Source organism: Aurantimonas sp. C2-5-R2 (genome assembly GCF_036549495.1).
Classification (GTDB): domain Bacteria; phylum Pseudomonadota; class Alphaproteobacteria; order Rhizobiales; family Rhizobiaceae; genus Aurantimonas; species Aurantimonas coralicida_A.
In genome coordinates this window covers 1-23,890 of the sequence record NZ_JAZHLJ010000043.1, presented here as the reverse complement: position 1 = coordinate 23,890, position 23,890 = coordinate 1, and the positions used below count along the sequence as shown (strand labels likewise).

Genomic DNA, 23,890 nt, shown 5'->3' with positions numbered 1-23,890 from the left:
CGGCTATCTCGACAGGCGGTTCTCGTCGTCGATCAGGGTCACGCGGGCAGGCGCCGCATCGCCCCATTTCCAAAGCACCAGGTTGAGATCGTCTGCGGCAGCACCTGGAGCGAAGCTTCTCACCAGCAAGCCGTGATAGCCGCCGGCGTTCAGCCGACGTGCGAACGCCTGCGTTCGTGCTTCCCCGCTCGCCTTCATCTCGTCGCGCCATGTGCCGCCGGCGAGTGCTGCGGCGCCCATTCCCTCCGCTTCGAGAGCACGGTCATCCCGACAATCGAACACACGATCGATCTCAGCGTCGTAGGAAACGAGCGTCGTCGGCTGGAGATTGCCGACCTGGTTGGCTTCGCGCAGCGCCGTCATCACCGACAGCGACGCATAGAGCGCCGGCATGCCCTTCGGATTGAATCGTCCACCGTAGAGTTCCGCGCCGCGCCCCGACAGCGGCTCGCGTGCATAGATGGGGTTCAGCGCGCGATAGAGCTTTCCACGATACAGCACCGGGTCAGGCGTGCACGCCGGCGTCGACCGCGTCGACATAGTCCAGCACGTCGTCGGCACGGCCGCCGCGCACGAGCTGCATGGCCGTCTGGCCAGAGAAGCCCGGCAGCGGCTCCGAGCGATACCAGGCATAGGCCATCAACTGCGAACCGAAACGCGGCTCGACCTTGTTGATCACCTCGACCATCTCGCGCAGCCGGCGCTGGGTCTTGTCCGACCGAATGCGGTCCTTGCGCTGGACCGCGTCCCTGCCAAGCCCCGCGGTGCGGGCGACTTCCTCGCTGGTCGTGCGGAATGCTTCCGCGATCTTGCGCGGCGCGAACAGGCCGTTGTCGGAATACTGGACGAGACCCATAGCCGTCTCCTGCCGTTGTCGATGCCAATTACTATGACGCAATATAGCGTCAGTCCGTTCGGCATTCAATGGGAATAGTGAGGCGCGGAGGGGAGGGAGAGGAGAGGGAAAAAAATCCGGTTCGCCGATCGGCCGACCCGGTGGCGCTTCCGCTCAACCGCGCCTCTCGCGATCCCGGCCGCGGCGTCCCGCGCAGGGCTGTCAGCCCCGCTTGGCCGGCCGGGCAGGGATGCTCGCCCGCAGTTGCACCGGCTCGCCCGCTCCGCGTGCCGGGGGATGTCTTCGAGATGAAGACGAGGAAGGGCCGCCCGAGCGGGCTGGTCCGCAAAACCCGAACAGGAGAACTTCCCATGCATCTCATAAAGGTCGATCCGCGCGCATTGAAGGACAATCCCGACAAGGCGCGCCAGTCCAGGTCCACGCCGCAGGCGGACGCGTTGCTTCTCGCGACGATCAAGGCCGTCGGCCTCGTCCAGCCTCCCATCATCGCGGCCGAGAGCGGCGGCGGCAATGGCTACATCATTGATTCCGGCCACCGCCGCATAAAGCAGGCCATCGCCGCTGGGCTGGAGGAGATCGATGTGCTCGTCGTCGAGGCCGCCAATGACAATGGGGCGATGCGCTCGATGGTCGAGAACATCGCGCGCGAAGCGCTGAATCCGGTCGACCAGTGGCGGGCGATCGAGCGCCTCGTCGCGCTCGGCTGGACCGAGGAGGCGATCGCGGTCGCGCTGGCTCTGCCGGTGCGTCAGATCAGGAAGCTGCGGCTTCTCGCCAATGTCCAGCCAGCCATGCTCGATCATATCGCGAAGGGCGACATGCCGAACGAGCAGCAGCTTCGCACGATCGCTTCCGCGTCGCTCGACGAGCAGAAGGAGGTCTGGAAGAAGCACAAGCCGTCGAAGGCCGATCCCCAGGTGTCGTGGTGGAGCGTTGCGCAGGGTCTGACCAAGACCCGTATGCTCGCGCGACATGCCAGCTTCGGGGACGATCTGGCGCAAGCCTATGGCATCGCCTGGGTCGAAGATCTGTTTGCACCGGCCGACGAGGACAGCCGCTACACCACCGATGTCGAGGCCTTCCTCGGCGCGCAGCAGGAGTGGATGGCCAATCATCTGCCGAAGCGCGGCGTGATCGCTGAGGCCGGCCAGTATGGCGAACCCAAGCTGCCGCCCAAGGCCGAGCGGGTTTACGGCAAGCCGGGTAAATCCGATTGCACGGCCATGTATCTTGACCGTGATGGGCGCGTTCAGTCGGTGGCTTATCGCATGCCGGCACCGAAGAAGGCCAAGGGCATGAACGGAGTGGTGGATACTGCCGACGCCGATGATGGGGTGATCGCTGCGAAGTCGCGTCCCGATGTGACCCGCAAGGGCAACGAGATGATTGGAGATTTACGCACCGATGCTCTCCACGAAGCGTTTTCTCGCGCGCCAATCGAGGACGACACGCTGATGGCACTGCTCGTGCTCGCCTTTGCCGGACAGAACGTCTCCGTCGCCTCCGGCAAGCATGACGTTGCCTATTATGGCTATGCCAGTCTCGCACGTCATGCGGTCCCATTGTTCGACCAGGACGGCAAGCTCGACTTTGACATGGACACGCTGCGCATCGCCGCACGGTCCGTGCTGGTCGACGTGTTGTCGTGCCGAGAGAACCGTTCCGATAGTGGCATTGTCGCGCGAGTTGCTGGTGAGGTGGTCGGCGCCGACAGCTTCTTGCCCAACATGGGCACGGAAGAGTTTCTGTCGTGTCTATCACGGGCAGCTTTGGAAGCATCCTGTCAAGAAACGCCGGTGCTGCCTCGGCAGCGCGTGAAGGATACACGCGCAGCCCTTGTCGAGCATTTCAAGGTAGGGCAGTTCGTCCATCCGGCCGCGTTGTTCGCAGTCGATGCGGCAAAGCTGGCGTCCTGGATGGCGAAGAACGAGGTGATCACCGATCTCAACGAGGATGCCGATGCCGACGGTGCGGCGGAGCATCTGGATGAGCCGGGCGCTGACCAGACGGGATCGACCGCTCCCGACTTGGCCAATGACGTTGATAATCGTGGCGAGAACCAGCCCTCCGAGGAGGAGTTGGGAGCCTACGGGGTCGCGGCCGAGTAGCCGCTCACCCCCTCATCTTGCTTCCGAANGCCAATGACGTTGATAATCGTGGCGAGAACCAGCCCTCCGAGGAGGAGTTGGGAGCCTACGGGGTCGCGGCCGAGTAGCCGCTCACCCCCTCATCTTGCTTCCGAACGATTTCCGCCGCCGGCAGCAATGCCGGCGGCGGTTCCGTTTCAAGCAGTTCAATGGAGAAAAAAACATGTCCGCACAGCTCATCTACGATCTTGCCCCGCTCGGCTCCACCGTCACCTATTCCGACGGGACGCCTCGTCCACCGGAGCGCTTCCGCAAGAAGCTGGCTGCCTGGGAAAACCGCAACAACGGCGGCCGGCTGATCCGCACGCAGGCCGCGCGCCGTGTCGGCGACACCGTGTTGCCGGCCAGTATCACTCTGCACGAGGGGAACTACGGCGATGGCGGCGTTGTGGTGCTGACCGTCCACAGAAGCTTCTCGGTCTCTACCGACCTGAAGTTCGTCGTGACCGAGCGTCCGACGATCGGGTCTGTTCGCATTCTCGATCGGCCCGGCGAGGACGCCGAGCTGCTCCATCTTGCCGAGAGCCGTGCCCATGCGGAATCCTGGCTCACCACGCATCGCTACCCGAATGCCGTCCTTGACGAGGTAACGGCCGATGCTGTCGCGGCGGATTTGGTAGAGGGGAGGGCGGCCGCATGAACGCCATCCTCCAGACGGCACTAGGCGATGACGCTTCCCCCGGATTTCCGGGGATTTTGTTTGGCCGCAGCCACGACGGTTTTCCCGTTGCTCTTGTCGGCGATAACGCTTTCGCCATGGTTCCCGGCACGAACGGCCGGCACTATCTGGCGATGGGCTGGCGCATTGCCCGGCCGCTCGACGAATGGACGCGCTCGGACTTTTATGGCCATTCGGGCGAATTGGCCGATGAGGCAGCGTTTCGTGCGCGCGTCGAGGAAAACGCGCTGCACCAGCGGCAGCGCACCGCACTCGGGCGGCGTGAGGTATCGTCGCAAGCACATACGCCATGGGGCACGTCGCAGGGCGCCACCGTTCATGCCGATGGTGTCGCTTTCCACTCGACGGCCAGTCATGGCGGCTTCCACCTCAGCCCGGAGCGCAATGCGAAGGTGCATCCGCTGCTGCGCACCGGCAATGCGTGGTACGAAGAGGACTGCCATTGGGCGGCCGTGGCTCATGCTTTTCCGGAACTCTTCACTGATTTCGAAAAGGCCAGCGCCGACACCACGATCCGCAACTGGTATCCTGCGGCGTGGGAAGAGATCCACGGAAAGGTGCTGGAATCCGGCCAGTCGTCGACGAAGGACGAACGCGAGTTCTACAAGCGTCATGCCGATCATTGGATCGCCGTATCAGCCATCCGCTCGAATCATGAGCCCGGCTTTACCGAGGTCGTAGCCACACTGGGCGGTGATCGCGCCGGAACACGCGGCACCCGCCGCTACCTGGTTCCTTCCGAAGAATACGGCACGAACGGCGGTCGCTTCGGATTCATCATCGATGAAGCCCGTCACCGTCTTTATGACGGTTCGTCGAGCTTCGTCGGCTGGCAGGGAAGGGAGACGCAATGAAGGCCTCTTCCGAACTGCGCTCTCAACTTTTCCGCATGGAGGAGGCGCGCCGACAGACCCAGCGCCAGCTCGATTTGATAGATCGACAGATCATCCGCCGAATGACCGCCCTTATCCCGCAGCTGGGACGTCGACAGTCAGGCTATCGGCGCGGCAGGGCTCCCGACCCGAGCGCATTCCTCGAACGATATCGTTCGAACCTTGCTGCGATCACCGCGGCGCGGCAACCGGAGATCGATGGGCTGTCGCGCAAGCTCGCCCGGCAGGATGCGGCCATCGAGGCATTCAAGGCAAGGAACCGGCTGGGCCCGATCGAAACCCAACCCCATGCTCGGCATTGCGGCCAGCCGGCAATGGTCAGCGCTTGCGTAGGAACTCCGTGCGAAGGACGAGTCCCTTGATGGCATCATGCCGGCAATCGACCTCGTCCGGATTGTCAGTGAGGCGGATCGACTTGATCACGGTTCCCTGCTTCAGGGTCTGGTTGGCGCCCTTCACCTTGAGGTCCTTGATCAGGACCACCGAATCCCCGTCGGCAAGCACATTGCCGGCGGCATCGAGCGCCACGACACGCCCGGTCTCTGCGGCGGCAGCCATCTCCGAGGCCGGACGCCATTCGCCGGTGACTTCATCGTAGATGTAGTCGTCGTTTTCATCGACCATGATCGCCCCTGTCGCCGGAGTTGAACGCCTTGTCCGATCCCGTGCGGCAGTGTGGCGTGAGCCATCTATAGCAGGCGAGCGCTATTCTCAACCGCACTTGCCGGACGTGACCGTGCCGGCACCCGGAGGCAATTGTTGCGCCGGTAGCGGAGTTCCTCCGCGCTTCGCAGCCTGCTCAGGATCAAGACCATCGCGCGGCCTGACATCCGCGCGATCACAACCATCTCGGACAGGAGAGCATCATGCCACTCTACACGATCGAGACCTATCACCTTCCCGTCTATCGTCAGGGCACCTATGAGGCCGCGTCCGTCGACGAAGCCTGCAAACTCGCCATCGACGACGATGACTGGTCATGCGAGCTTCCTGATCATGAGACGGCCGGCCAGACATTCTTCACGGGGATCTGGCGAGGACGGGATGCGGCCTATGAAGGCGAGCCTGTCGACGCTCCCGGGCGGTTCGGCCAGACAGTGCAACGCAAGGCCGAGCTTTTCGAGACGCTCGTGCGCTTGCTGAAGGAGCCCGCCCAGCCGATGGGCTTGTCGGACATGATTTCGATTCCTGGCTGCTGCGCGCGCTCGCCGCCATTGCCGTGGCCGATGGAATTTTTCGTGACGCCAACGTCGTGCGGCCACGGGAAATCTCGGCCATACATTCCTCCTGACGACAGGGAAGACCATGGACAACACGACACGCACAGCCTTCGGGCGGTTGCTCAAGATCGCCCAGTCGGACACCGGACAGTCGCGTCGGGTCGCCTCCTTCGTCCTGGCCTGGTGGAACGCTACCGACCATGGCGGCTTCGACATCGCCGATCTCTTCGCCGTCGACGCCGAAATCGACCGGGACATGGGCACAGTCTTCTCCTATTTCGTGGACCGGCCCACGGCCGAGTATCCGGAGGCGTATCGCGTCGAGATCGAGGCGATCATTCGCCGATGGCGGCCCGAGGTCTGGGAGCGCTACTCCGAGTCGGCGTGACGTCCTGGCGGCAGACTGTCGAGCCAGCGACCCGATCACATCCGCGCATGTGACGGTCAGCGCAACGCCGTGTTCCAGGCGCGGGCCCAGCCCATCTGAAATACCTGCGCGTTGATGCCGACGGTCCAACGACGAGCGCACCAACTTGGCTCGGCTTGCATGTCCTGGCGCCATTCGGCCTTGCAGCGCGGCGCAGTGCTGTCAACACGCCGATATGGCGGCGATCCGTCATGGGGGCCCGTTCCTTCCTTCTTCCCGAATGAGATCGGCCGCGTCGGCGGCGAAAGGCGAACGCGCGATTTGGGAACGCATGTGCCTGGACGTTCGCGGTCTGCCGGGAGGTGAACTGCTTGGGCGGTTCCGCCCTTCCTCGATCGGCTGCTCTTTCTGACATCGCTGCCGTGCCGGTCCCCCCGTCGGGTTTGCTGCGGTCTGAACCGGCGGCCAGCCGCTTCAAGGCCGCTGCGCGCCGCGGAGCGGCCGGGAACCGCCATTCTCGGCAAAGCAGGCCCGCGTCCCGCGGCGGGCTCCAGCGAAGGGCTGGGCCGCCTTGTCCGCAAGCCGGCTTCGCTCGTCTGCCGGTCCCCGGACCCTGAAGCGTCCAGCTTCCGCCGGTTCGGGTCAACCGCACCCGAAGGGGAGACCGGCAAGGGTCGGCTCGATCCCGAGGGACGCAACCGAACGAAAGGACTTCTCCCATGACCAAGACCACCCGCACCCGGCAGACCGCCCGCGTCGTCCAGCTGCGCAAGGGCTCCACAATCGAAATGGTCCGCCTCTCCTGCCCCGACAGCAACCAGGCCGCCCTCATCTCGGAGAGCTTCGGACTTCCCGTCCTCGACAGCGACGGCATTCGCAGCCTGCATGAGCGGTTCTTCAACGAGACGGCCGATTCGCTCCGCGAAGGCCTGAGTGACCGGGCCATGCAGATCCATCTCCAGCGCATCGTCGGCGCCTATGTCGGCTCCGCCCACGGCGCAGGGCAATTCTACAGCCGGTCGGTGTCCGAGGCGCGGGACGCCACGGCCAAGCTCGCTAACGACGCCCGCGACGAAGATCGTGACGGGCCGGTCGGGTTCGACAGCCAGGCGCAGAGGAAGCGCGAGTTCGCCGCCGACATGGCAATCCAGGCCCACGCGCTGCGCATGGCGGCCGAGGCCGCCGTCGCCTCCTACGAGCATATCGTCGGCGAGACCTGGAAGCCCTTCGAGCGCCCGGTCGAGAACGCCGGCGAGACCGTTGGCCGCCAGGCGGCCGAACTCCAGATGGCGGCCCTCGGCTAGCCATCCCGGCGGGGCTCCGGCCCCGCCGATTTCATCTTCGGCCGACAGAACAGTCCGGTCCCTCGCGGGGCCGGACTGTTCGCATGTCCCGTCAAAGGCAACAGCGATCGCAGAAGATGAAAGGGCCGAGAAGGAACAGGGGCACGCCGAGCGCGCCCCGTCCCGGATGGCGGTCCTGCCGGGGTCGGCGGACAGCGCAACGGCTTCGCCGTCCTCCACTTCGTTCCGGCCTGTCGTCTCTCGCCCTGCGGTCGCGCGCCTCCCGGTGCGCGGTCTCGCCTGTAGCCCCGGCCGTCGGACCCCGTGACGGGGCCGCGATCGGCGCGGCCTCCAAAACGGAGGTTGAGGAAAATGAACAGGAAAGAAGAGAAGCCGCGCGTCGACATCTACGCGAGGATCACCGATCGGATCGTTGCCGATCTCGAAAAGAACGTCCGGCCCTGGATGCGCCCCTGGAGCGTGGCGAACACGGCAGGGCGCATAACCCGGCCGCTTCGCCACAATGGCGAGCCCTATTCGGGCATGAACGTCATCCTCCTCTGGTCGGAGGCGGTCTCTCGCGGCTTCGCCTCGCCGGTGTGGATGACGTTCAAGCAGGCGGGCGAACTTGGCGGCCATGTCCGCAAGGGCGAAAGCGGCAGCCTCGTCGTCTATGCCAGCCGCTTCACCAAGACCGAGAGCGACGGCCGTGGCGGCGAGGTCGAACGCGATATCCCGTTCCTGAAGACCTACACCGTCTTCAACACCGAGCAGATCGACGGCCTGCCCGATCGTTTCCACGTTCGGCCGCAGGCGGTCGCCGATCCTGTCGAGCGCATCGAGCACGCCGATCGCTTCTTCGCCAACACCGGGGCCGTCATCCGGCATGGCGCATCGGCGGCCTTCTACTCACCCACGAGCGACCACATCCAGATGCCGCCCTTCGAGAGTTTTCGCGATGCGGCGTCATTTGTCGCGGTGCTCAGCCATGAGGCAACACACTGGACAGCGGCATCTCATCGCGTAAATCGCGATCTCAGCCGCTACGCCAAGGATCGCACCGAGCGCGCGCGGGAGGAATGCGTGGCCGAACTCGGTAGCTGCTTCCTTTGTGCGGACCTTGGTATCGTTCCGGAATTGGAGCCGCGGCCCGATCATGCCAGTTACCTGGAATCGTGGTTGGCCCTCCTGAAATCTGACAAGCGGGCGATCTTCTCGGCCGCTGCGCACGCGCAGCGCGCCGTGACTTATTTGCACGGCCTTCAGCCGCACGCCGCGACGATCGCGGAGGCAGCCTGATGTTCCACGCTCCGATCGCTACAGGGGATGGCGATACGCCATCCCCGATCCGCCTTCGCGTGCTAAGCCTTTTCGCGGAGGTGCAATCCACGACGCTTGCGCTGATGGCCGCGCACGGCATCGTCGGGCCGATGCCGGATTGCGATCTTCGCTGATCGGCTGGGAGCCGGCATCTGCGCTGGCTGAAGTCACCGAACGTCGTGCCCTTCCCGGTCCATATCGTTTCTGCCGGGAATATCCGTGACAATCTCCTCGATGCCTCGCGCGGCGAACGCTGGGCCTCGACCCCGGAAGTTCACTCGCACGATCCGTCGCGGCGCGGCCGATCAGCGTCTTCATGACCGGGTCCCGTGCTGGCGGTCCGTTCGGTATCGGACGCTGAAGGCCCCGCCTTGCGGCGAAGCACTCGGCGGTCCGTCACATCGGTCGGGGCCAGATCGCTGCTGTCCCGGCATTCACCAACGATGCGCGGCGGAGGCGGCGTCCAACAGTCGGATTGAGTCCGCGTGACGGGGTGGCGCGTCTCGCGCCTGCATCGATTTCAGCAGCGGCACCATGTTCGACCGGCGAAGGTGTACCCGGAACGGCCCTTTTCCGGTGCGCACAAGTTCTGCGACAGACGTCCTTGTCGCGAGCCGGGATTGGATGACGCGCTGCCGTCACCCGGTTGGGTGACGAGGCTGATGGCCGGTCGCCTGTCTTCATTCCGGGTGCTTTCGCGACGGGCACACCCACCTGCGTCCTCGATTTGGCTGGCCTGACCGAAGGCCGATCTCGCTGCGCTCGGTCTCGCTCTTAACCGAGATGTGCTGATTCCGAGGGATGTCGCCCCCTTGTTCCGAAATGATGTCGCCCCCCTGTTCCGAGAATTAGTCGCCCCCTGATTCCGAGATGATGCCGCCCCCTGATTGGCGGTGTTGGGCAAGGTCCGCTGCTGGGTTCAGGTTCGTCCCTTTGGATTGTCCAGAGGAGGGAACCAGATGCCGGCGGAGAGAATGACCATGCGGCGTGTCCGCGAGATTTTGCGATACCGGTTCGAAGAGGGACTGGGCCACAAGGCGATTTCGCACCGGGTGGGCGCGGCGCCATCGACGGTGCGCGAGACGCTGCGGCGCGCCGAGGTGGCAGGATTGGTCTGGCCGCTGGGCGAAGAGGTTACCGACGCGGTTCTGGAAGCCGCGCTCTACAAGGCCGCGGGCACGAAGACGGGGCACCGCCGCAGCGTCGAGCCGGACTGGGCGAAGATTCATCGCGAGCTCAAGCGGAAGCACGTGACGCTGCAGATCCTTTGGGACGAGTATATCGAACGCCACCCGGACGGCTATCGCTACAGCCGCTTCTGCGATCTTTACCGGGGCTGGGCGGCAAGTCTGCCGGTGACGATGCGGCAGAACCATGCCGCCGGCGACAAGCTGTTCGTCGACTATGCCGGCGACACGGTGACGGTGGTCATCGACCGGCTCACTGGCAAGACAAGGCAGGCGCATCTCTTCGTGGCGGTGCTTGGCGCGTCGAGCCTGTCCTATGCCGAGGCTCGCTGGACCGAGACGCTGCCGGACTGGATCGGCTGCCATGTGCACGCGCTGGAAGCATTCGGCGGCGCGCCGGCGCTGTTCGTTCCCGACAATGCCAAGGTCGCGGTGATCAAGGCCTGCCGCTACGACCCGCAGGTCAACCGGAGCTACGCCGCGATGGCGGCGCATTATGACAGCGCGGTGCTGCCGACCCGGCCGCGGCGGCCGCGCGACAAAGCGAAGGTCGAGGCGGCGGTGCTGATTGTCGAGCGCTGGCTGCTCGGTCGTCTGCGCCACCGTGTCTTTTACAGCCTGGCCGACGTCAACGCCGCGATCGGCGAACTGCTCGTCTATCTGAACGAGCGCCGGATATTGCGCCGGGTCGGCCGGACGCGGCGTCAGCTGTTCGAGGAGATCGATCGGCCGGCGCTGCGCCCGCTTCCCATTGAGCGCTACATCTTTGCCGAATGGCGGCTGCGCCGAGCCGGGCTCGATTATCATGTCGAGATCGAGCGCCATTATTACTCGGTTCCGTATCGCTTCGCGCGCGAGCAGGTCGAGGCCCGGATTACCGCAAACACCATCGAGTTGTTCCACAAGGGCGAGCGGATCGCCGCCCACATGCGCTGCAGCGGCAATGGCCGGCATACGACGGTCCCCGAGCACATGCCTTCTTCCCATCGGCGCTTTGCCGACTGGACGATCGAGCGGATCACCCGGGAAGCCTCCGCCGTCGGTTCCGATGCCGCGTTGCTGTGCGAGCGCATTCTCGCCGATCGCCCGCATCCCGAGCAAGGATTCCGCGCCTGCCTGGGCATCATCCGCCTGGTCAAAGGCTTCGGCCGGGAGCGGGTCAACGCGGCCTGCGGCCGTGCACTCGAGATCGGCGCGCGTACCTACGGGTCGGTTAGATCGATCCTCGACAACCGGCTCGACCAGACGCCGTCGCTGCGGGCGGCGGCACGAGATCCCATCGACCATCCGAACATCCGCGGCTCACGCTATTATCACTGAAGGAGACTGACATGCTTGCACATCCCACCCTCGACCGGCTGAATGCAATGGGGCTCACCGGCATGGCCAAGGCATTCGACGAACTCGCCGCCAATGCCGAGGCCGAGCGGCTGACCCATTTTGAATGGCTGGGCCTGCTGCTCGAACGTGAATGGAGCTGGCGCCACGACCGCAAACTCGCCGCGCGCCTCCGCTTCGCCAAGCTCCGTCACCAGGCGGCGCCCGAGGATGTCGACTATCGCAGCGAACGCGGGCTCGACCGCGCGCTGTTCCTCAAGCTCATCGCCGGCGACTGGATCGCCGCCCATGACAATCTGGCCATCTGCGGGCCATCGGGAGTCGGCAAGAGTTGGTTGGCCTGCGCCCTTGGTCACAAGGCCTGCCGGGACGACCGATCGGTTCTCTATCAGCGTGTTCCCAGGCTGTTCGCAAACTTGGCGCTTGCGCGCGGCGACGGGCGTTATGCACGCCTGCAACGCACGCTCGGCAGCGTCCAGCTGCTGATACTCGACGATTGGGGGCTTGAGCCGCTCGACGCCCAGGCGCGCCATGACCTCCTCGAAATCCTCGAGGACCGCTATGGCCGACGCTCGACGATCATCACCAGCCAACTTCCTGTGTCCGCATGGCATGGGATAATCGGGGATCCCACCTACGCCGATGCGATCTTGGACAGGCTTGTTCACAATGCCCATCGGATCGATCTCACAGGCGAAAGCATGCGCCGGACCCAATCCGGAAAAGCTTGACACCGAACGCGAACGAAATGACAACAATCATAGCCAGCAAGACCCCGGCCCAACGGGGGCGACATCAAGTCGGAATCCGGGGGCGCAATCATCTCGGAATGAAGGGGCGGCTTCATCGGAATCGGCAACCGAGATGTACCCTCCCGAGGTATCAGCGCGATCCCTTGACAGGATGCCAGTCAAAGGCGACAGTCGAAGACTGGTTGGGTGACCGGACCAGGCAATCAGTCGTGTGATCGATTATGTCTCTGACGGACTTCGTTCTCGAAAATGCTCCCGAGCTGCGCGAGGCGATTGTCCGCCAAAGCGTGAGAGACGTCGTCGCCGCCAAGATTGCAGCGTTGATCGCCTCTGGCATCCTCAAGGTCGGCGATGATCTTCCGAGCGAACGCGATCTCGCCGCGGCGTTGCAGGTAAGCCGGGAAACGGTTCGGAGCGGGATCCAGATTCTGGCGACAAAGGGGTTGTTGGCAGTCGTCCATGGCTCCCGGACAAAGGTCATTTCCGACGATGTCGGGACCGATTTCGTTGGCCTTCGGGAATCGAAGCTGATCAACAGCTACGATGTCGAGGACATTCACGCTTCGCGCTGGATCGTCGAGCGTCACGTCGTCGCCAGTGCTTCGGAGCGCGTCGACGACACAACCCTGTCGTTTTTGGATGAATCTCTGAAAGCGCAGCGCAAAGCGGCCGACGACCCGGTCAGGTTTCTGATCATCGATCGGGAGTTCCATCTGGCGATCTACCGCTGCTGTGGGAACCCGGTTCTGGCCGATTTCGTCGGCAATCTCTACGGTTACATGATGGAGCATCGCCGCAAGGCTGTCGCCGAAGAGGGCGCGATATTGCGGAGCTACGCCGACCATCAGGCGATCGTCGCCGCGCTCCACGCGCGGGATCGGGACGCAGTAGTGAGCGCCTTCGAGGTGCACCTCGATCGAATCTATCGCACCACGGCGAACAGTCTTGCCAGTCTTGTCGGCACGATATGTACTCGCGCCGGTTCTGCCGACGTGGAAAATTCGTCGCGGAGGAGATGACGAAAGCCGATGGCTCCCGGCAAAGGTGGAGTCGATAGGGAGGAACACCATGCTGAAGCGGAATTTCATCAAGGCGCTCGCGGCCTTTGGCTTGCTTGCCACGACCGGCCTGTCTTCGACGCTGCCGGCAGCGGCGCAATCGAAGGAGATCGTCTATTTGACGCCGGGACTCGACCTGCCGTTCTGGCGCTATCTATCGAAGGGAGTGGAGTCGGTTGCCAAGGAGAAGGGCTACGGGTTCCAGGCGCTGGACTCGCGCAACAATGCGCAGACCCAGCTCCAGAATGCCCAGGACGCGATCGCCCGCGACGTCGCCGGCATCGTAATCTCGCCGACCGATTCCTCGACTGCGCCGAGCGTTCTGCAACTGGCCGCATCCAAGAATATCCCCGTCGTGATCGCCGACATCGGCACGAACGAAGGCGAATACATTTCCTTCATCATCTCGGATAATTACGAGGGCGCGAAGGGCGTCGGGGAAGCGCTCGCCGAGGCGATGAAGGAAAAGGGTTGGGAAGGCGATTCAGTCGGAATCGTCGCCATCTCGCAGGCCCGCAAGAATGGCCAGGCTCGCACGAAAGGCTTCAAGGATGGACTGAAGGAGGGGGGCGTCACAGGCGAGGAAGCCGGTCTCCAGCAGATGCAGTCCTACACCGCCGACGAGACCTTCCGGTTTGTTCAGGACATGCAAACCGCCAATCCGGAGATGCGGGGGCTCTTCGTTCAAACGGATCAGCCGGCGATCGGCGCCTTACGCGCCATCAAGGCGGCCCGCCGGCAGGGCGAGGTGCTCGTCGCGGCCTTCGACGGCATTCCCGATTTCGTCGACCTGCTGAAGTCCGGCGATATCGTCGCATCGGGCATGCAGCAGCCTTACCTCATGGGCCAGAAGTCCGCGGAAGCGCTGTTTGAGCATCTGGATGGCGGCACGCCCGAGAAGGAGATCACCGTGCCGATCCTCGTCGTGACCTCGAAGAACATCGACGAGGTCTTGCCGACGGTGAAGGAAACCGTGTTCGCCAACGAGATGGAATGATCGCATAGCGCGTTTCATGGCCGATCGGGGGAGGGCGGAAAGATCGTCCTCCCTCGCTGGCCAGCTGTTCTCGGCGGGACCATGAATCGATGACTCTTCCAACCACCGCCAGCGTCCCCGCTACTGGGACGCTTCTCGAGGTCTCCGGTATCGAGAAGGCCTTCGGCCGCACCCGTGCGCTCGCGGGAGCTTCGTTCGAACTGCGCTATGGCGAGATCCACGCGCTGCTCGGCGCGAACGGGGCCGGCAAGTCGACGCTGTCGAAGGTGATTTCGGGCCATGTGCGTCCGGAAGCCGGGCGCGTTTCCTACAAGGGCCAGCAGCTGTCGCTCCGCTCGACCCGTGATGCCCTGACCGCCGGGATCGCGATCGTCATGCAGGAGACGACGCTCGCCCCGGACCTGACGGTCCTGGAGAACATCTTTCTGCCCGAACTAGGCACCGCCGGCTTCTTGTCCCATGCCGGCATGCGGAAACGGGCGGCTGCCATTCTGGACGATCTCGGCCAGGGCGGCTCGTTGCAGCTCGACACCGAAGTTCGCCGGCTTTCGACCGCGCAACGCCAGCTTGTCGAGATCGCCAAAGCCTTGGCGCTCGATGCGGAATTGATCATCTTCGACGAGCCGACCGCCTCCTTGAGCGCAGGGGAGGTCGAACGTCTGTTCGACGTCATGGCGCGGCTGAAGGAGAGCGGCCGCTCGCTGATCTTCGTTTCGCATCGGCTCGAGGAAGTTCTCGCCGTCACGGACCGCGTCACCGTAATGCGAGAGGGCGCGACGGTGGCTTCCGGCCGCGAGACCACGTCGCTCAGCCAGGCAGATATCATCCGCCTGATGGTCGGTCGCGAGCTTGGAGCCATTTACGCGGAGCGGGCCCCCTCGCCGGACGCCGAGGCGGCATCGGTTGTCTTCGAGGTGAAGGATATTGCCGCGCCGCCGGTCGTGCGCGGCGTTTCCTTTGCCGTGCGAAAGGGTGAGATTCTCGGTCTCGGTGGCCTCGTCGGCGCCGGCCGCTCGGAGGCGGCCGAGGCGATTTTCGGCCTGAGGACGCGGACGGGCGGCGAGATGTGGCTGGCGGGCAATAAGGTGAATTGCCGCCGCCCGGCGCAGGCGGTACGCGCCGGAATAGGGTTCGTGCCGGAGGACCGCCGGGTTCAGAACATCGTGCCGGACCTATCGGTTCGCGAAAACCTGCTTCTGGCCCATCTCGGCGCGCATCGCGGATTTGGATTGGGCTATGCCAAGCGGCAGGACAAGATCGACGAACTGTTGCGGCTGCTCGACCTGCCGGCCCACCGTCTCCTAGATGCCAGCATGCTCCACTTCTCCGGAGGGATGCAGCAGAAGATCATCATCGCACGCTGGCTGCTTCTGGAACCGAAGGTGCTGATCCTCGACGAGCCGACGAAGGGCGTCGATATCGGCACACGCCAGGCCATATACGCGTTGTTGCAGCGGATCGCGTCCGAGGGGGTTGGCGTCGTGGTCATATCCTCCGATTTCGAGGAACTCCTTGGGGTCTCGACGCGGATCGTCGTGATCAGCGACGGCTACTCCATCGCCGACGTGCCGAGCACCATGCTCGACGAGGAAAAGCTGACCCTTCTCGCCGCTCCACGCACCTCCATGCGGCGCAACACGGCGCTGCTGGACGAGATCGCGTCCGATCATGGCGGTGTCGGCTTCTGGGCCCTGATCGATGACGATAGCCTGATCTGCCTCAACTCCGTGGTCGCGAACGACGACGCATCGCCGGGCTTTTCATCGGGCGAGGCAATACGCCTCACACAGAGCGCCATTCCCAGGGGGCTCGAGATGCGAGGGCAAGGGTTCGTGACCGAGGCCGACGGCCGGCGCTCCACGCTCACAGTGCCGATCCGAAGCCATCGGGGGCACGATCTCGGTTGGGTCGGGCTCACGGTGGGTGGATCGGCCGATGGCCATTCGACCGAAGACATCAGACAACGGATTGGGAGTCTCAATGACTGAACAGGTCAAAACAGCGGCGCTCCCGGATCGGGCGATGACGGCGAAAACGGATCGTCGCGCCATTGGGGTGGGAGCGATCGCGTCCCGGATATTCAAGCGGCTGGAGCTTCGCATGCTCGGGCTTGCGCTCCTGATTGCCGGCGGGCTATCGCTCGCTTCGCCCTATTTCCTCACCCAGACGAACATCTTCAACATTCTCGACCAATCGGTCGTGATCGGCCTGGTGTCGATCGGCATGACATTCGTGATTCTGACGGGCGGCATCGACCTTTCCGTTGGATCGGTCGCCGGCTTGACCGGCATTGTACTGGGTCTTGCACTCAAGGACTACCCGATCCCGGTTGCGATGCTCATGGCCGTGGCCTCGGGGGCTGGCATTGGCCTCATATCCGGTTTGCTTATCGCCTATTTCGGCCTCGCCGCCTTCGTCGTCACTCTCGGCATCATGGCGATTGGCCGGAGCCTTGCGTATATCCTGTCCGGCCAGACGGCGATCTCCGGCATTCCTTCCGATCTCTCTTCGATCGTCTACACGTCGATCCTGGGAGTGCCGGCCAACGTGGTTTTTCTGGGCGCGATGTATCTTCTTGCCTGGCTGTATCTGACCTACACGAAGGGCGGGCGCACGATCTACGCGATCGGCTCGAACCGCGAAGCCGCCAGAGCGGCCGGCCTCAGCGTTCTGTTCTATTCCGTGCTCCCCTACGTGATCTCGGGCGCCTTCGCGGCCGTGGCGATCACCTTCTCGATCGCCCAGCTGCTGTCGGCCGACCCGCTCGCCGGCAATCTCATGGAACTCGACGCCATCGCGGCGGTCGTCATCGGCGGTGCGAGCCTCTACGGCGGCCGCGGCTCGATCATCGGCACGCTGATCGGCGTCGTTATCATGGTGATGATCCGCAACGGCCTCAACCTGCTCGGGGTCTCGCCGTTCTGGCAGGGATCGGCCATCGGCTCGATCATCATCCTTGCGCTGCTGGCCGAGCGTCTGGTGAGCAGTCGTGCGGACCGTTGATGCGAGCAGGAAAAGGGAAGGGGAGAAACAATGACGCAACCCAGCCGCAGCGTGCGCCTCTTCGGCACCGAGGAGATCGTTGGCGAGCCTCGTATCCTGAAGGCGGGCGAACTATCGGCGGAGCTCGACGCCGGCAATCTGCGTCATATCCGCTTTGCCGGGATCGAGATCATCCGAGCCATTTCCTTCATCGCGCGCGACCGCAACTGGGGGACCTATAACGCCACGATCGAGAACCTCGCGGTCGATGAGTCGGGCGATCGCTTCGAGGTGACTTACGCGGCGAGCGTCAGCGACGCGGACCAGAGCTTCCGCTACCGGGCCCGCATCGTCGGCACGCCGCGCTCGCTGACGTTCTCCGGGGAGGGCGAGGCCGCGTCCAACTTCATGACCAACCGGACCGGCTTCGTCGTCCTGCATCCGCTCGACGGTGTCGCCGGCCGGCCGGTGACCATCGAACACGTCGACGGCACGATCGAGGAAGGCCGCTTTCCCGAGATCATCGACCCATTGCAGCCGATGATGGACTTGCGGACGCTGACCCACGAGCCGGTCTCCGGCCTTAAAGTCGCCTGCCGCATGGAAGGTGACACCTTCGAGATGGAGGACCAGCGCAACTGGACGGACGCTTCCTACAAGACCTATGTGCGCCCGCTCGCCCGGCCCTGGCCCTATAAATTGGCGCCGGGCGAGCGCCTGGAACAGTCGGTGACGCTGACTGTCGAGGGTGACGCCGGGAGCGCCGCGGCGGGGGGCGACACGAACGTGTCGATCGTCTTCGGGGAAGGCGGCGGGACATTCCCGAAGGTCGGCGTGGGCCTTCAGCGCGCGGAGATCGCCGCCACGCGTGAGGCGCTGGACACATTGAAGAGGCTGGCTCCCAACTACCTCGTCTACCATCACGACCCGCGAACCTGTGACGCGGCAGACCTCAAGGACGCGGCCGATATCGCTAAGGCGATGGGGGCGGAGCCCTGGCTGGAAGCGGTGATCGCCGAGGTTGACGGCTTTGCCGACGAAATCGCCGCGCTCGGCCGGGCGGTAGCGGCGATCGGCTCGCCTTTCCAGGTGGTGCAGCTCTCGTCGGCCGCCGATCTGAAAGGCACGCTGCCTGGCAGTCCGTGGCCGCCAGCACCGCCTGCCGACGCGTTGTTCAAGGCTGCTCGCACGGCGTTTCCGAATGCCCGGATCGGCGGCGGCATGTTCTCCTTCTTCACCGAGCTCAATCGCAAGCGTCCGTCATTGGCGGATATCGATCTCGTCGGATTCACGACGTCGGCCATCGTCCATGCGGGCGATGATCGGACGCTGATGGAAAGCCTCGAGGCGCTGCCGTTCGTCGCCGCGAGCGTGCGCGAGATCGCCGGTAACAGACCGGTGAGTGTCGGGCCGAGCGCCATCGGTATGCGCATGAATCCCTATGGCGCGGCACCAATGGACAACCCCCGGAACATCCGCCAGGCGATGAACGAGGCCGACCCGCGCCAGCGCGGCCTGTTGGGGGCAGCCTTCATCGTCGGCTACTTCGCCCGGTTTGCGAGGGGTGGCGCGAGCGCCGTTGCGTTCGGTGGCACGACCGGCCCCCACGGCGTGGTCGCGGCGAAGCAGCCTGGGCCACAACCGTTTTTCGACGAATCCGACGGCGTGTTTCCGGCGTTTCACGTTCAGCGTGCGCTGGCGGACATGTCCTCGCGGCCAATGCCAACGGTCACCTCATCCGAACCGATGGCTGTCGAAGCCGTCGCGGCCATCGTCGACGATCGGACAAACATGCTCCTGGCGAACCTGACGGCGGAGGAACAGATCGTTGCACTGCCGGCAGAGATGGTTGAAGTGGCAATTCTGGATGCCGATCGTTTTGTGGAGGCGGCCGGGTCACCCGGGTATCTGGCAGAATCGAGACCAGCCTCGGGCCGGGAACTGAGGCTTGGCGCCTTCGCCGTTGCGCGGGTTGTGATGGCCTGTTGCATGCCGGATTCGCTCCCGTGACATGCCTCCAGGAATTCGGACCGTTTTGAGCTGGAAGTTTCCACTTATGATCCCAGGATCGGGACGAGGCGAATTCCATGAAGAAGTCGAAGTTCACCGAAGCGCAGATCGCCTTCGTGTTGAAGCAGGCCGATGAGGGAACGGTGGTGGCGGAGGTCTGCCGCAAGGCGGGGATTTCGGACGCGACCTTCTACAATTGGCGCAAGCGCTACGGCGGAATGATGCCGTCGGAGGTGAAGAAGCTGCGCCAGCTCGAAGAGGAGAACGCCAAGCTGAAGCGGCTGGTCGCGGACCTGTCCCTCGACAAGGCCATGCTGCAGGACGTGCTTGCAAAAAAGCTTTGAGGCCTGCTCGTCGGCGCCGGCTGGTAGACGAGGTTCGAGCGTCCTGGAAGGTGTCGGTCAGGCGGGCCTGCTCAGGTCTGACGGTCGATCGCTCGCTCTACACCTACCGACCCAAGCGCGACGATCAGGCTGCTCTCAGGAAGCGCATCAAGGAGATCACCGAAACGCGGGTGCGGTACAGCTATCGCCGCGTCCACGTCCTGCTGCGTCGGGAGGGTTGGGCCGTGAACCCGAAGCGAATCTACCGGCTTTATGAGACCTGTGCGCCAGGGCGAGATTTTCGACGACGCGGAGGCTTTCTGGCAATTTTGGCTGACAGTTGGGCGTTCGGCTGCCAATTGCCTTTGATCACCTTCCCGAATTGTCAGGATTGGGCTGGTTCAACGCAGAATCGGCCCCTGTTCATGCAGGCCTGCCTCGTAGAATGACCGCCGAGCGCCGCAAGTTGTAGGCAATGGCGGTCAGCCGAACATGAAGACGGACCTTCGCGAGGTGCGGGACGCGCCGGACCGGGCGAGTGCCGAACCCGCCATCGCTGTCTTCGCCGAGAAGTACGGCGCCAAATATCCCAAGGCCGTCGAATGCCTGGCCAAGGACCGCGACGCGCTCCTGGCCTTCTTCGACTTTCCGGCCGAGCACTGGGACCATCTGCGGACCTCGAACCCCATCGAGAGCGTCTTCGCCACGGTCCGGCACCGGACGGTCAGAACGAAGGGAGCCCTGTCGCAGAAGACCGCCCGGTTGATGGTCTTCAAACTCGTTATCGCCGCATCGAAGACCTGGCGGCGGCTGAAAGGCGAAAATCGCTTGCCTATGGTCATCGCTGGCATCAAGTTCACCGACGGCATCGCGTCCACCGCGCCCGCCGATCAACGCGCCGCCTGATCGGCCCCGTCACCCAACTCCGGCCATAGCTCCGGTTCTATACGGACCAAGTGGAGGGTGAATTGATGACCGAGATCAGCATGTTGGCGATCGACCTGGCGAAGGGCAGCTTCCAGGTCTGCGCCGTCGGGCCGGATGGGGCGGTTCTATACAATCGGGCGCTGTCGCGGCCGCGATTGATTGCTCTGCTGACCGATCAATCGGCTTGCGTGGTGGCGATGGAGGCGTGCGCGACGTCGCATCACTGGGGTCGAGTGGCGCAGGCGCACGGTCACGAGGTCCGGCTGATCCCGGCTGCCTACGTGAAGCCCTTCGTCAAGCGTCAGAAGAATGACCGCGCAGATGCCGAGGCCATCGCGGAGGCGGCGTCCCGACCCTCTATGCGCTTCGTGGCGGTGAAGAGCGCCGAGACGCAAGGCCGCGCAGTCGCCTTCCGCACTCACCAGTGTCTGGTGCGGCAAAGGACGCAACTGATCAACGCGCTCCGCGGCCATCTGGCCGAGTTCGGTCTCGTGGCACCGAAGGGGCCCGCGAGCCTCAAAGTGCTGGAGGACGCGCTAGCCGATGAAGCCAGCGACCTGCCTTCCGCGGTGCGAGAAATGGGCGCGATATATCTCGACCAGATCGCGCGGCTCTCGGAGGTGATCGAGCGATTGGCTGATGAACTGGAGGCGGCCTCGAAGACGGACACGGAACTCCGACGCATCTGCACCATACCGGGAATCGGGCCGGTGACTGCGGGTGCCGTCGCGGCCTTCGCGCCGGACCTCGAGACGTTCGACAGCGGGCGCAACTTTGCGGCTTGGCTGGGTCTTGTACCCCGGCAGCGGTCCACGGGTGGCAAGGCCAAGCTGGGGGCCGTCAGCAAGATGGGCCAGACCGACATCCGGCGGCTTCTCATCGTCGGCGCCATGAGCGTAATCCGCTGGGTGGTCCGCAAGGGCGGCAGTCCGAACCGCTGGCTCGCGAGACTTGTCGCGCGTAAGCCGAAGCTGGTCGCCGCTGTCGCACTTGCGAACAAGATGGCACGCATGATCTGGGCCTTGAGCGTGAAGAAGGAAGATTATCGGCTGGCGTGACCAGGACCTCTTCAAGAGAGAAAGGGCACGGCATGGCCGCAAGGCCGGGGTGAGCGATCGACGAGGAGTAGGCGACACGGACTTCGAAGTTCAAGGCAGGGACATTCAGACCCGGGGCTCGAGCGCACGCAGCTCTCTGAACCGATGTGAACCCAGCCTTCCGAACAGCATACCGGCCCGTGGCGTCATCAAGGCCACATCGAGAGGCCTGACACACGTCCGATCGAAGACCCCGCCGAAAGACCGAAGATTACGCTTGCTAAACAGGGGGCATCCACACACGTCTGCTCAAAAAACGTATGGCTCGCCCCGGCTGCAAGGGATTTCTTTCCGGCTTTTCAGTCTGCGCCAACGTATCCGGTCTCGGGGCCTGATGATTGTCCCCGGCCAAGATGGAGCTTTCGCGCGTACCGATCCTCATAAACGGGGCGGCGTCGAGCGCCATTTTTTTGGTCAGGATCCCGGCACACCGTTCCACTGTCAGGCCATCTTTCCAGTCCACTCACAGACAACGCCGACCTGAAGGTCTCCCTTCCGGCCGATCTCCGATTATCAGGCCGACGGCGCCGCCGCCATCTCGAAGGGGCGCCGGCTTCTCAACACCGCCCAGATGATCCTGGCCATCTTCGCCGCCAGCGCGACGACAGCCGTGTTCATGTGCGCTCGCGACAGCAGGCCTCGCAGCCATTCGCCCATCAGGAACCTCAAAGCGGCACGAGGCCCATGCTGTCTCGTGCCGATTGTCCAGCCAAGGAGATGGTAATGACTCCGCTTCTCATCGTCGCCCTGCCGACCCACCAGCAGCCCTTGGTCTGGTGGGCGTCGGACGCCTATGTGATCGCCGCCAGCAGCCGGCTCGACGATTTGGGCGCTTTGTCGTTCGAGGAAGCGTGGCAGCGCTATGCCGAGCGTCATGACCAGGCGCATTGCTTCTGGAGCCAAGCCGAAGCCCGCCAATGGGCGGAGACCTACGACGGCCCGCACTGGCTGGAGGCGCGCGCCGAGATCGCCCGCGCCGGCGCCGAGCCGCCCCACGATCTGGTCTTCGCCGAATAGGCGCGCGCGACAGCCGCCGCCCCGCTGAGGCGGGCCCGTCGCCTTTGAAGGCGAGTGTGCTCTGGGCGGCCCGCCCAAAATATTGAAGCAGCTCACCCGGATCGCAAAGCACCTTTCTGGGCGTTCTGCTGCGTCAGGTCAGGAGCCGAGGCCACGCGTGACGGCGGACGGGCGGAGACTGGCGCGAGGGCACGGCTGGTTGCGTTGGCCGAGCCCGCCTGCAGCCTCTCGTCTTCACCAGAGCGCTCTGGACGAACCCCGTTGGCGCCGCCGGCGCGGGGAGGACGGCCGGACACAGGAGAGCGTGGGAGCGGTAGCAGTGCTGTCCGGTAGAACCGGCTGTACCCAAAGAGCCGAACCATCGCGCGACAGGGCGCCCCGCTCTCTAAGAAGGCTGTCCTGCCCCGGTCTCCGGTCGCCCTCAACCCGCAAGGGGTCCGCTACGCCAAGCGTGCGGCCTCTCGGCTGCGCCATCGAGGTGAATGCGCCCGAACACCGGCGCTGACGGACGCCATCGAGCGGGGATCGCCCCCGCCACCCGATGGAGCCCTTCGATGTCGCACAACCTTCCCCTCGCTCGCAGCCACGCCTTCCACCTCGCGCAGACCCTCATGGTTCCCGTCATCCTCTTTATCACCGAAGGCGCCTACGGCGTCCTGCCCGCCGACGAGTTCGACGGCGACGAGGAGACGATCCTGCAGGCGTTCGATCCCTTCCAGCTCGGTCTGGCCCATTAAGGGCCAGCACCGCCCCCGCGCGACCCCGGCGACCGCGCCAGCCGTCTGAAACAGCCTGTGAGCGTGAGAGGGCGCGGTTCTACAGAACCGCCGGCCATGCCGTCGCCTGTCAACGAGCGCGCGAGAGGGGCCGCGCTATGTACTGGGTGCGAGGGTCTGCGCACGCTTTGGAGCGAACCGATGCACTCTGATCGACCAGCTCGGTCCCTTTCTCTTGTCGACGGTTCTGCCGGAAATCAGCACAGGACGGCCACGATGGCGATGCCGAGGTGGGCGGATCGGCGCGGGCGCCGGTTCCCATTACCCGGCCCTCACGTCCGACCGTGGGTGCTCGATCGCCTTTGACGCCGACATCCGTCGTGCGACCGACGAGATCGCACGAACGGCTCATCATCGACGCCGCTTTTGGCTGCCGCTGAGCCGTCCGCTGGCGGGTGCATTCGATCCGAATCACCAGCCCTGAAGGACCGGAGACAGATCGGCCGAGACGGAAGGCGATCCGATTGAAGAAGGCTGTCGGGGAATCTCCCGTTGCCCGTTTCTTGAGATTGCCCGGTCCTTACCGCTGCCGTCCGCTATGCGGTCAACCCCAATGACGGTTTCCAGCTACGCCGGACCCTCCGCAATTGCGGTGTGACCGCGCGGACAGGCGCGGTTCGTCGAGGGCATCGAAACGCACAACTCAAGGAGATCCCCATGC

General features: G+C 64.3%; 20 protein-coding genes and 3 pseudogenes. 19 read left to right on the top strand and 4 right to left on the bottom strand.

The window, feature by feature from the left end; all coding sequences use genetic code 11:
* Positions 1 to 3: 3 nt before the first annotated feature.
* A complete protein-coding gene (locus VQ044_RS16545; RefSeq protein ID WP_327648258.1) occupies positions 4 to 501 on the bottom strand; it encodes an RES family NAD+ phosphorylase in 498 nt (165 codons plus the stop codon).
* 4 nt (positions 502 to 505) lie between these two features.
* The gene (locus VQ044_RS16540; protein WP_327648259.1) at positions 506 to 856 is read right to left on the bottom strand and encodes an MbcA/ParS/Xre antitoxin family protein; all 351 of its coding nucleotides are present in this window, start codon (positions 854 to 856) and stop codon (positions 506 to 508) included.
* Between the two features lie 350 nt (positions 857 to 1,206).
* Here VQ044_RS16540 and VQ044_RS16535 point away from each other — a divergent pair, with 350 nt between their 5' ends.
* From VQ044_RS16535 to VQ044_RS16525, 3 genes are all read left to right on the top strand, one after another.
* The gene (locus tag VQ044_RS16535; protein ID WP_327648260.1) at positions 1,207 to 2,964 is read left to right on the top strand and encodes a ParB/RepB/Spo0J family partition protein; all 1,758 of its coding nucleotides are present in this window, start codon (positions 1,207 to 1,209) and stop codon (positions 2,962 to 2,964) included.
* 202 nt (positions 2,965 to 3,166) lie between these two features.
* Positions 3,167 to 3,643: a hypothetical protein gene (locus tag VQ044_RS16530; RefSeq protein ID WP_327648262.1), complete on the top strand. Its 477-nt coding sequence runs from the start codon at positions 3,167 to 3,169 to the stop codon at positions 3,641 to 3,643.
* The gene (locus VQ044_RS16525) at positions 3,640 to 4,536 is read left to right on the top strand and encodes a DUF7007 domain-containing protein (protein ID WP_327648264.1); all 897 of its coding nucleotides are present in this window, start codon (positions 3,640 to 3,642) and stop codon (positions 4,534 to 4,536) included. The genes VQ044_RS16530 and VQ044_RS16525 overlap by 4 nt, the downstream gene beginning before the upstream one ends.
* Before the next feature lie 357 nt (positions 4,537 to 4,893).
* Here the strand turns inward: VQ044_RS16525 and VQ044_RS16520 are convergent, their stop codons facing one another.
* Positions 4,894 to 5,199, bottom strand: coding sequence for an alkylphosphonate utilization protein (locus VQ044_RS16520; RefSeq protein WP_327648265.1), 306 nt, complete (start codon positions 5,197 to 5,199; stop codon positions 4,894 to 4,896).
* Positions 5,200 to 5,880: 681 nt separating this feature from the next.
* On the opposite strand from VQ044_RS16520, the gene VQ044_RS16515 reads away from it, so the two are divergent.
* The 14 genes and pseudogenes from VQ044_RS16515 to VQ044_RS16450 all read left to right on the top strand — a co-directional run bounded on the left by VQ044_RS16515 (position 5,881) and on the right by VQ044_RS16450 (position 21,397).
* Positions 5,881 to 6,183, top strand: a complete 303-nt coding sequence (locus tag VQ044_RS16515) for a DUF7673 family protein (protein ID WP_327648266.1) — start codon at positions 5,881 to 5,883, stop codon at positions 6,181 to 6,183.
* A gap of 698 nt (positions 6,184 to 6,881) precedes the next feature.
* Positions 6,882 to 7,466, top strand: coding sequence for a hypothetical protein (locus VQ044_RS16510; protein ID WP_327648267.1), 585 nt, complete (start codon positions 6,882 to 6,884; stop codon positions 7,464 to 7,466).
* Positions 7,467 to 7,817: 351 nt separating this feature from the next.
* A complete protein-coding gene (locus VQ044_RS16505) occupies positions 7,818 to 8,744 on the top strand; it encodes an ArdC family protein (RefSeq protein WP_327648268.1) in 927 nt (308 codons plus the stop codon).
* The gene (locus VQ044_RS25720; protein ID WP_442873832.1) at positions 8,744 to 8,899 is read left to right on the top strand and encodes a hypothetical protein; all 156 of its coding nucleotides are present in this window, start codon (positions 8,744 to 8,746) and stop codon (positions 8,897 to 8,899) included. The genes VQ044_RS16505 and VQ044_RS25720 overlap by 1 nt, the downstream gene beginning before the upstream one ends.
* Positions 8,900 to 9,745: 846 nt before the next feature.
* The gene (gene istA / locus VQ044_RS16495) at positions 9,746 to 11,272 is read left to right on the top strand and encodes an IS21 family transposase (protein ID WP_327648286.1); all 1,527 of its coding nucleotides are present in this window, start codon (positions 9,746 to 9,748) and stop codon (positions 11,270 to 11,272) included.
* Positions 11,273 to 11,283: 11 nt separating this feature from the next.
* Positions 11,284 to 12,021 carry an IS21-like element helper ATPase IstB gene (gene istB / locus VQ044_RS16490; protein WP_327648269.1) on the top strand — a complete coding sequence of 246 codons (738 nt, stop codon included), beginning with the start codon at positions 11,284 to 11,286 and terminating at the stop codon, positions 12,019 to 12,021.
* 242 nt (positions 12,022 to 12,263) lie between these two features.
* On the top strand, positions 12,264 to 13,061 hold the full coding sequence (locus tag VQ044_RS16485; RefSeq protein ID WP_327648271.1) for a FadR/GntR family transcriptional regulator: 798 nt from the start codon (positions 12,264 to 12,266) through the stop codon (positions 13,059 to 13,061).
* Positions 13,062 to 13,110: 49 nt separating this feature from the next.
* Complete coding sequence (locus VQ044_RS16480; protein ID WP_327648273.1) at positions 13,111 to 14,097, top strand: substrate-binding domain-containing protein; 987 nt, start codon at positions 13,111 to 13,113, stop codon at positions 14,095 to 14,097.
* 89 nt (positions 14,098 to 14,186) lie between these two features.
* Positions 14,187 to 16,085: a sugar ABC transporter ATP-binding protein gene (locus tag VQ044_RS16475; protein ID WP_327648274.1), complete on the top strand. Its 1,899-nt coding sequence runs from the start codon at positions 14,187 to 14,189 to the stop codon at positions 16,083 to 16,085.
* Between the two features lie 34 nt (positions 16,086 to 16,119).
* Complete coding sequence (locus VQ044_RS16470) at positions 16,120 to 17,100, top strand: ABC transporter permease (protein WP_327648276.1); 981 nt, start codon at positions 16,120 to 16,122, stop codon at positions 17,098 to 17,100.
* Positions 17,101 to 17,130: 30 nt separating this feature from the next.
* Entirely contained in the window at positions 17,131 to 19,089 is a 1,959-nt protein-coding gene (locus VQ044_RS16465) for a hypothetical protein (protein ID WP_331827720.1), read from the top strand.
* Between the two features lie 77 nt (positions 19,090 to 19,166).
* A pseudogene (locus tag VQ044_RS16460) lies at positions 19,167 to 19,687 on the top strand (transposase); the annotation flags it as partial.
* A gap of 208 nt (positions 19,688 to 19,895) precedes the next feature.
* Positions 19,896 to 20,318, top strand: a pseudogene (locus VQ044_RS16455) (transposase); the annotation flags it as partial.
* 65 nt (positions 20,319 to 20,383) lie between these two features.
* Entirely contained in the window at positions 20,384 to 21,397 is a 1,014-nt protein-coding gene (locus VQ044_RS16450; protein WP_327648280.1) for an IS110 family transposase, read from the top strand.
* A 552-nt stretch (positions 21,398 to 21,949) separates the two neighbouring features.
* On the opposite strand, the pseudogene VQ044_RS16445 reads toward VQ044_RS16450, so the two are convergent.
* Positions 21,950 to 22,120: pseudogene (locus tag VQ044_RS16445) on the bottom strand (IS110 family transposase); the annotation flags it as partial.
* A gap of 39 nt (positions 22,121 to 22,159) precedes the next feature.
* Between VQ044_RS16445 and VQ044_RS16440 the strand changes: the two are divergent.
* The gene (locus tag VQ044_RS16440) at positions 22,160 to 22,453 is read left to right on the top strand and encodes a hypothetical protein (protein WP_327648282.1); all 294 of its coding nucleotides are present in this window, start codon (positions 22,160 to 22,162) and stop codon (positions 22,451 to 22,453) included.
* Positions 22,454 to 23,007: 554 nt separating this feature from the next.
* Complete coding sequence (locus VQ044_RS16435) at positions 23,008 to 23,190, top strand: hypothetical protein (protein ID WP_327648284.1); 183 nt, start codon at positions 23,008 to 23,010, stop codon at positions 23,188 to 23,190.
* Positions 23,191 to 23,890 lie beyond the last annotated feature (700 nt).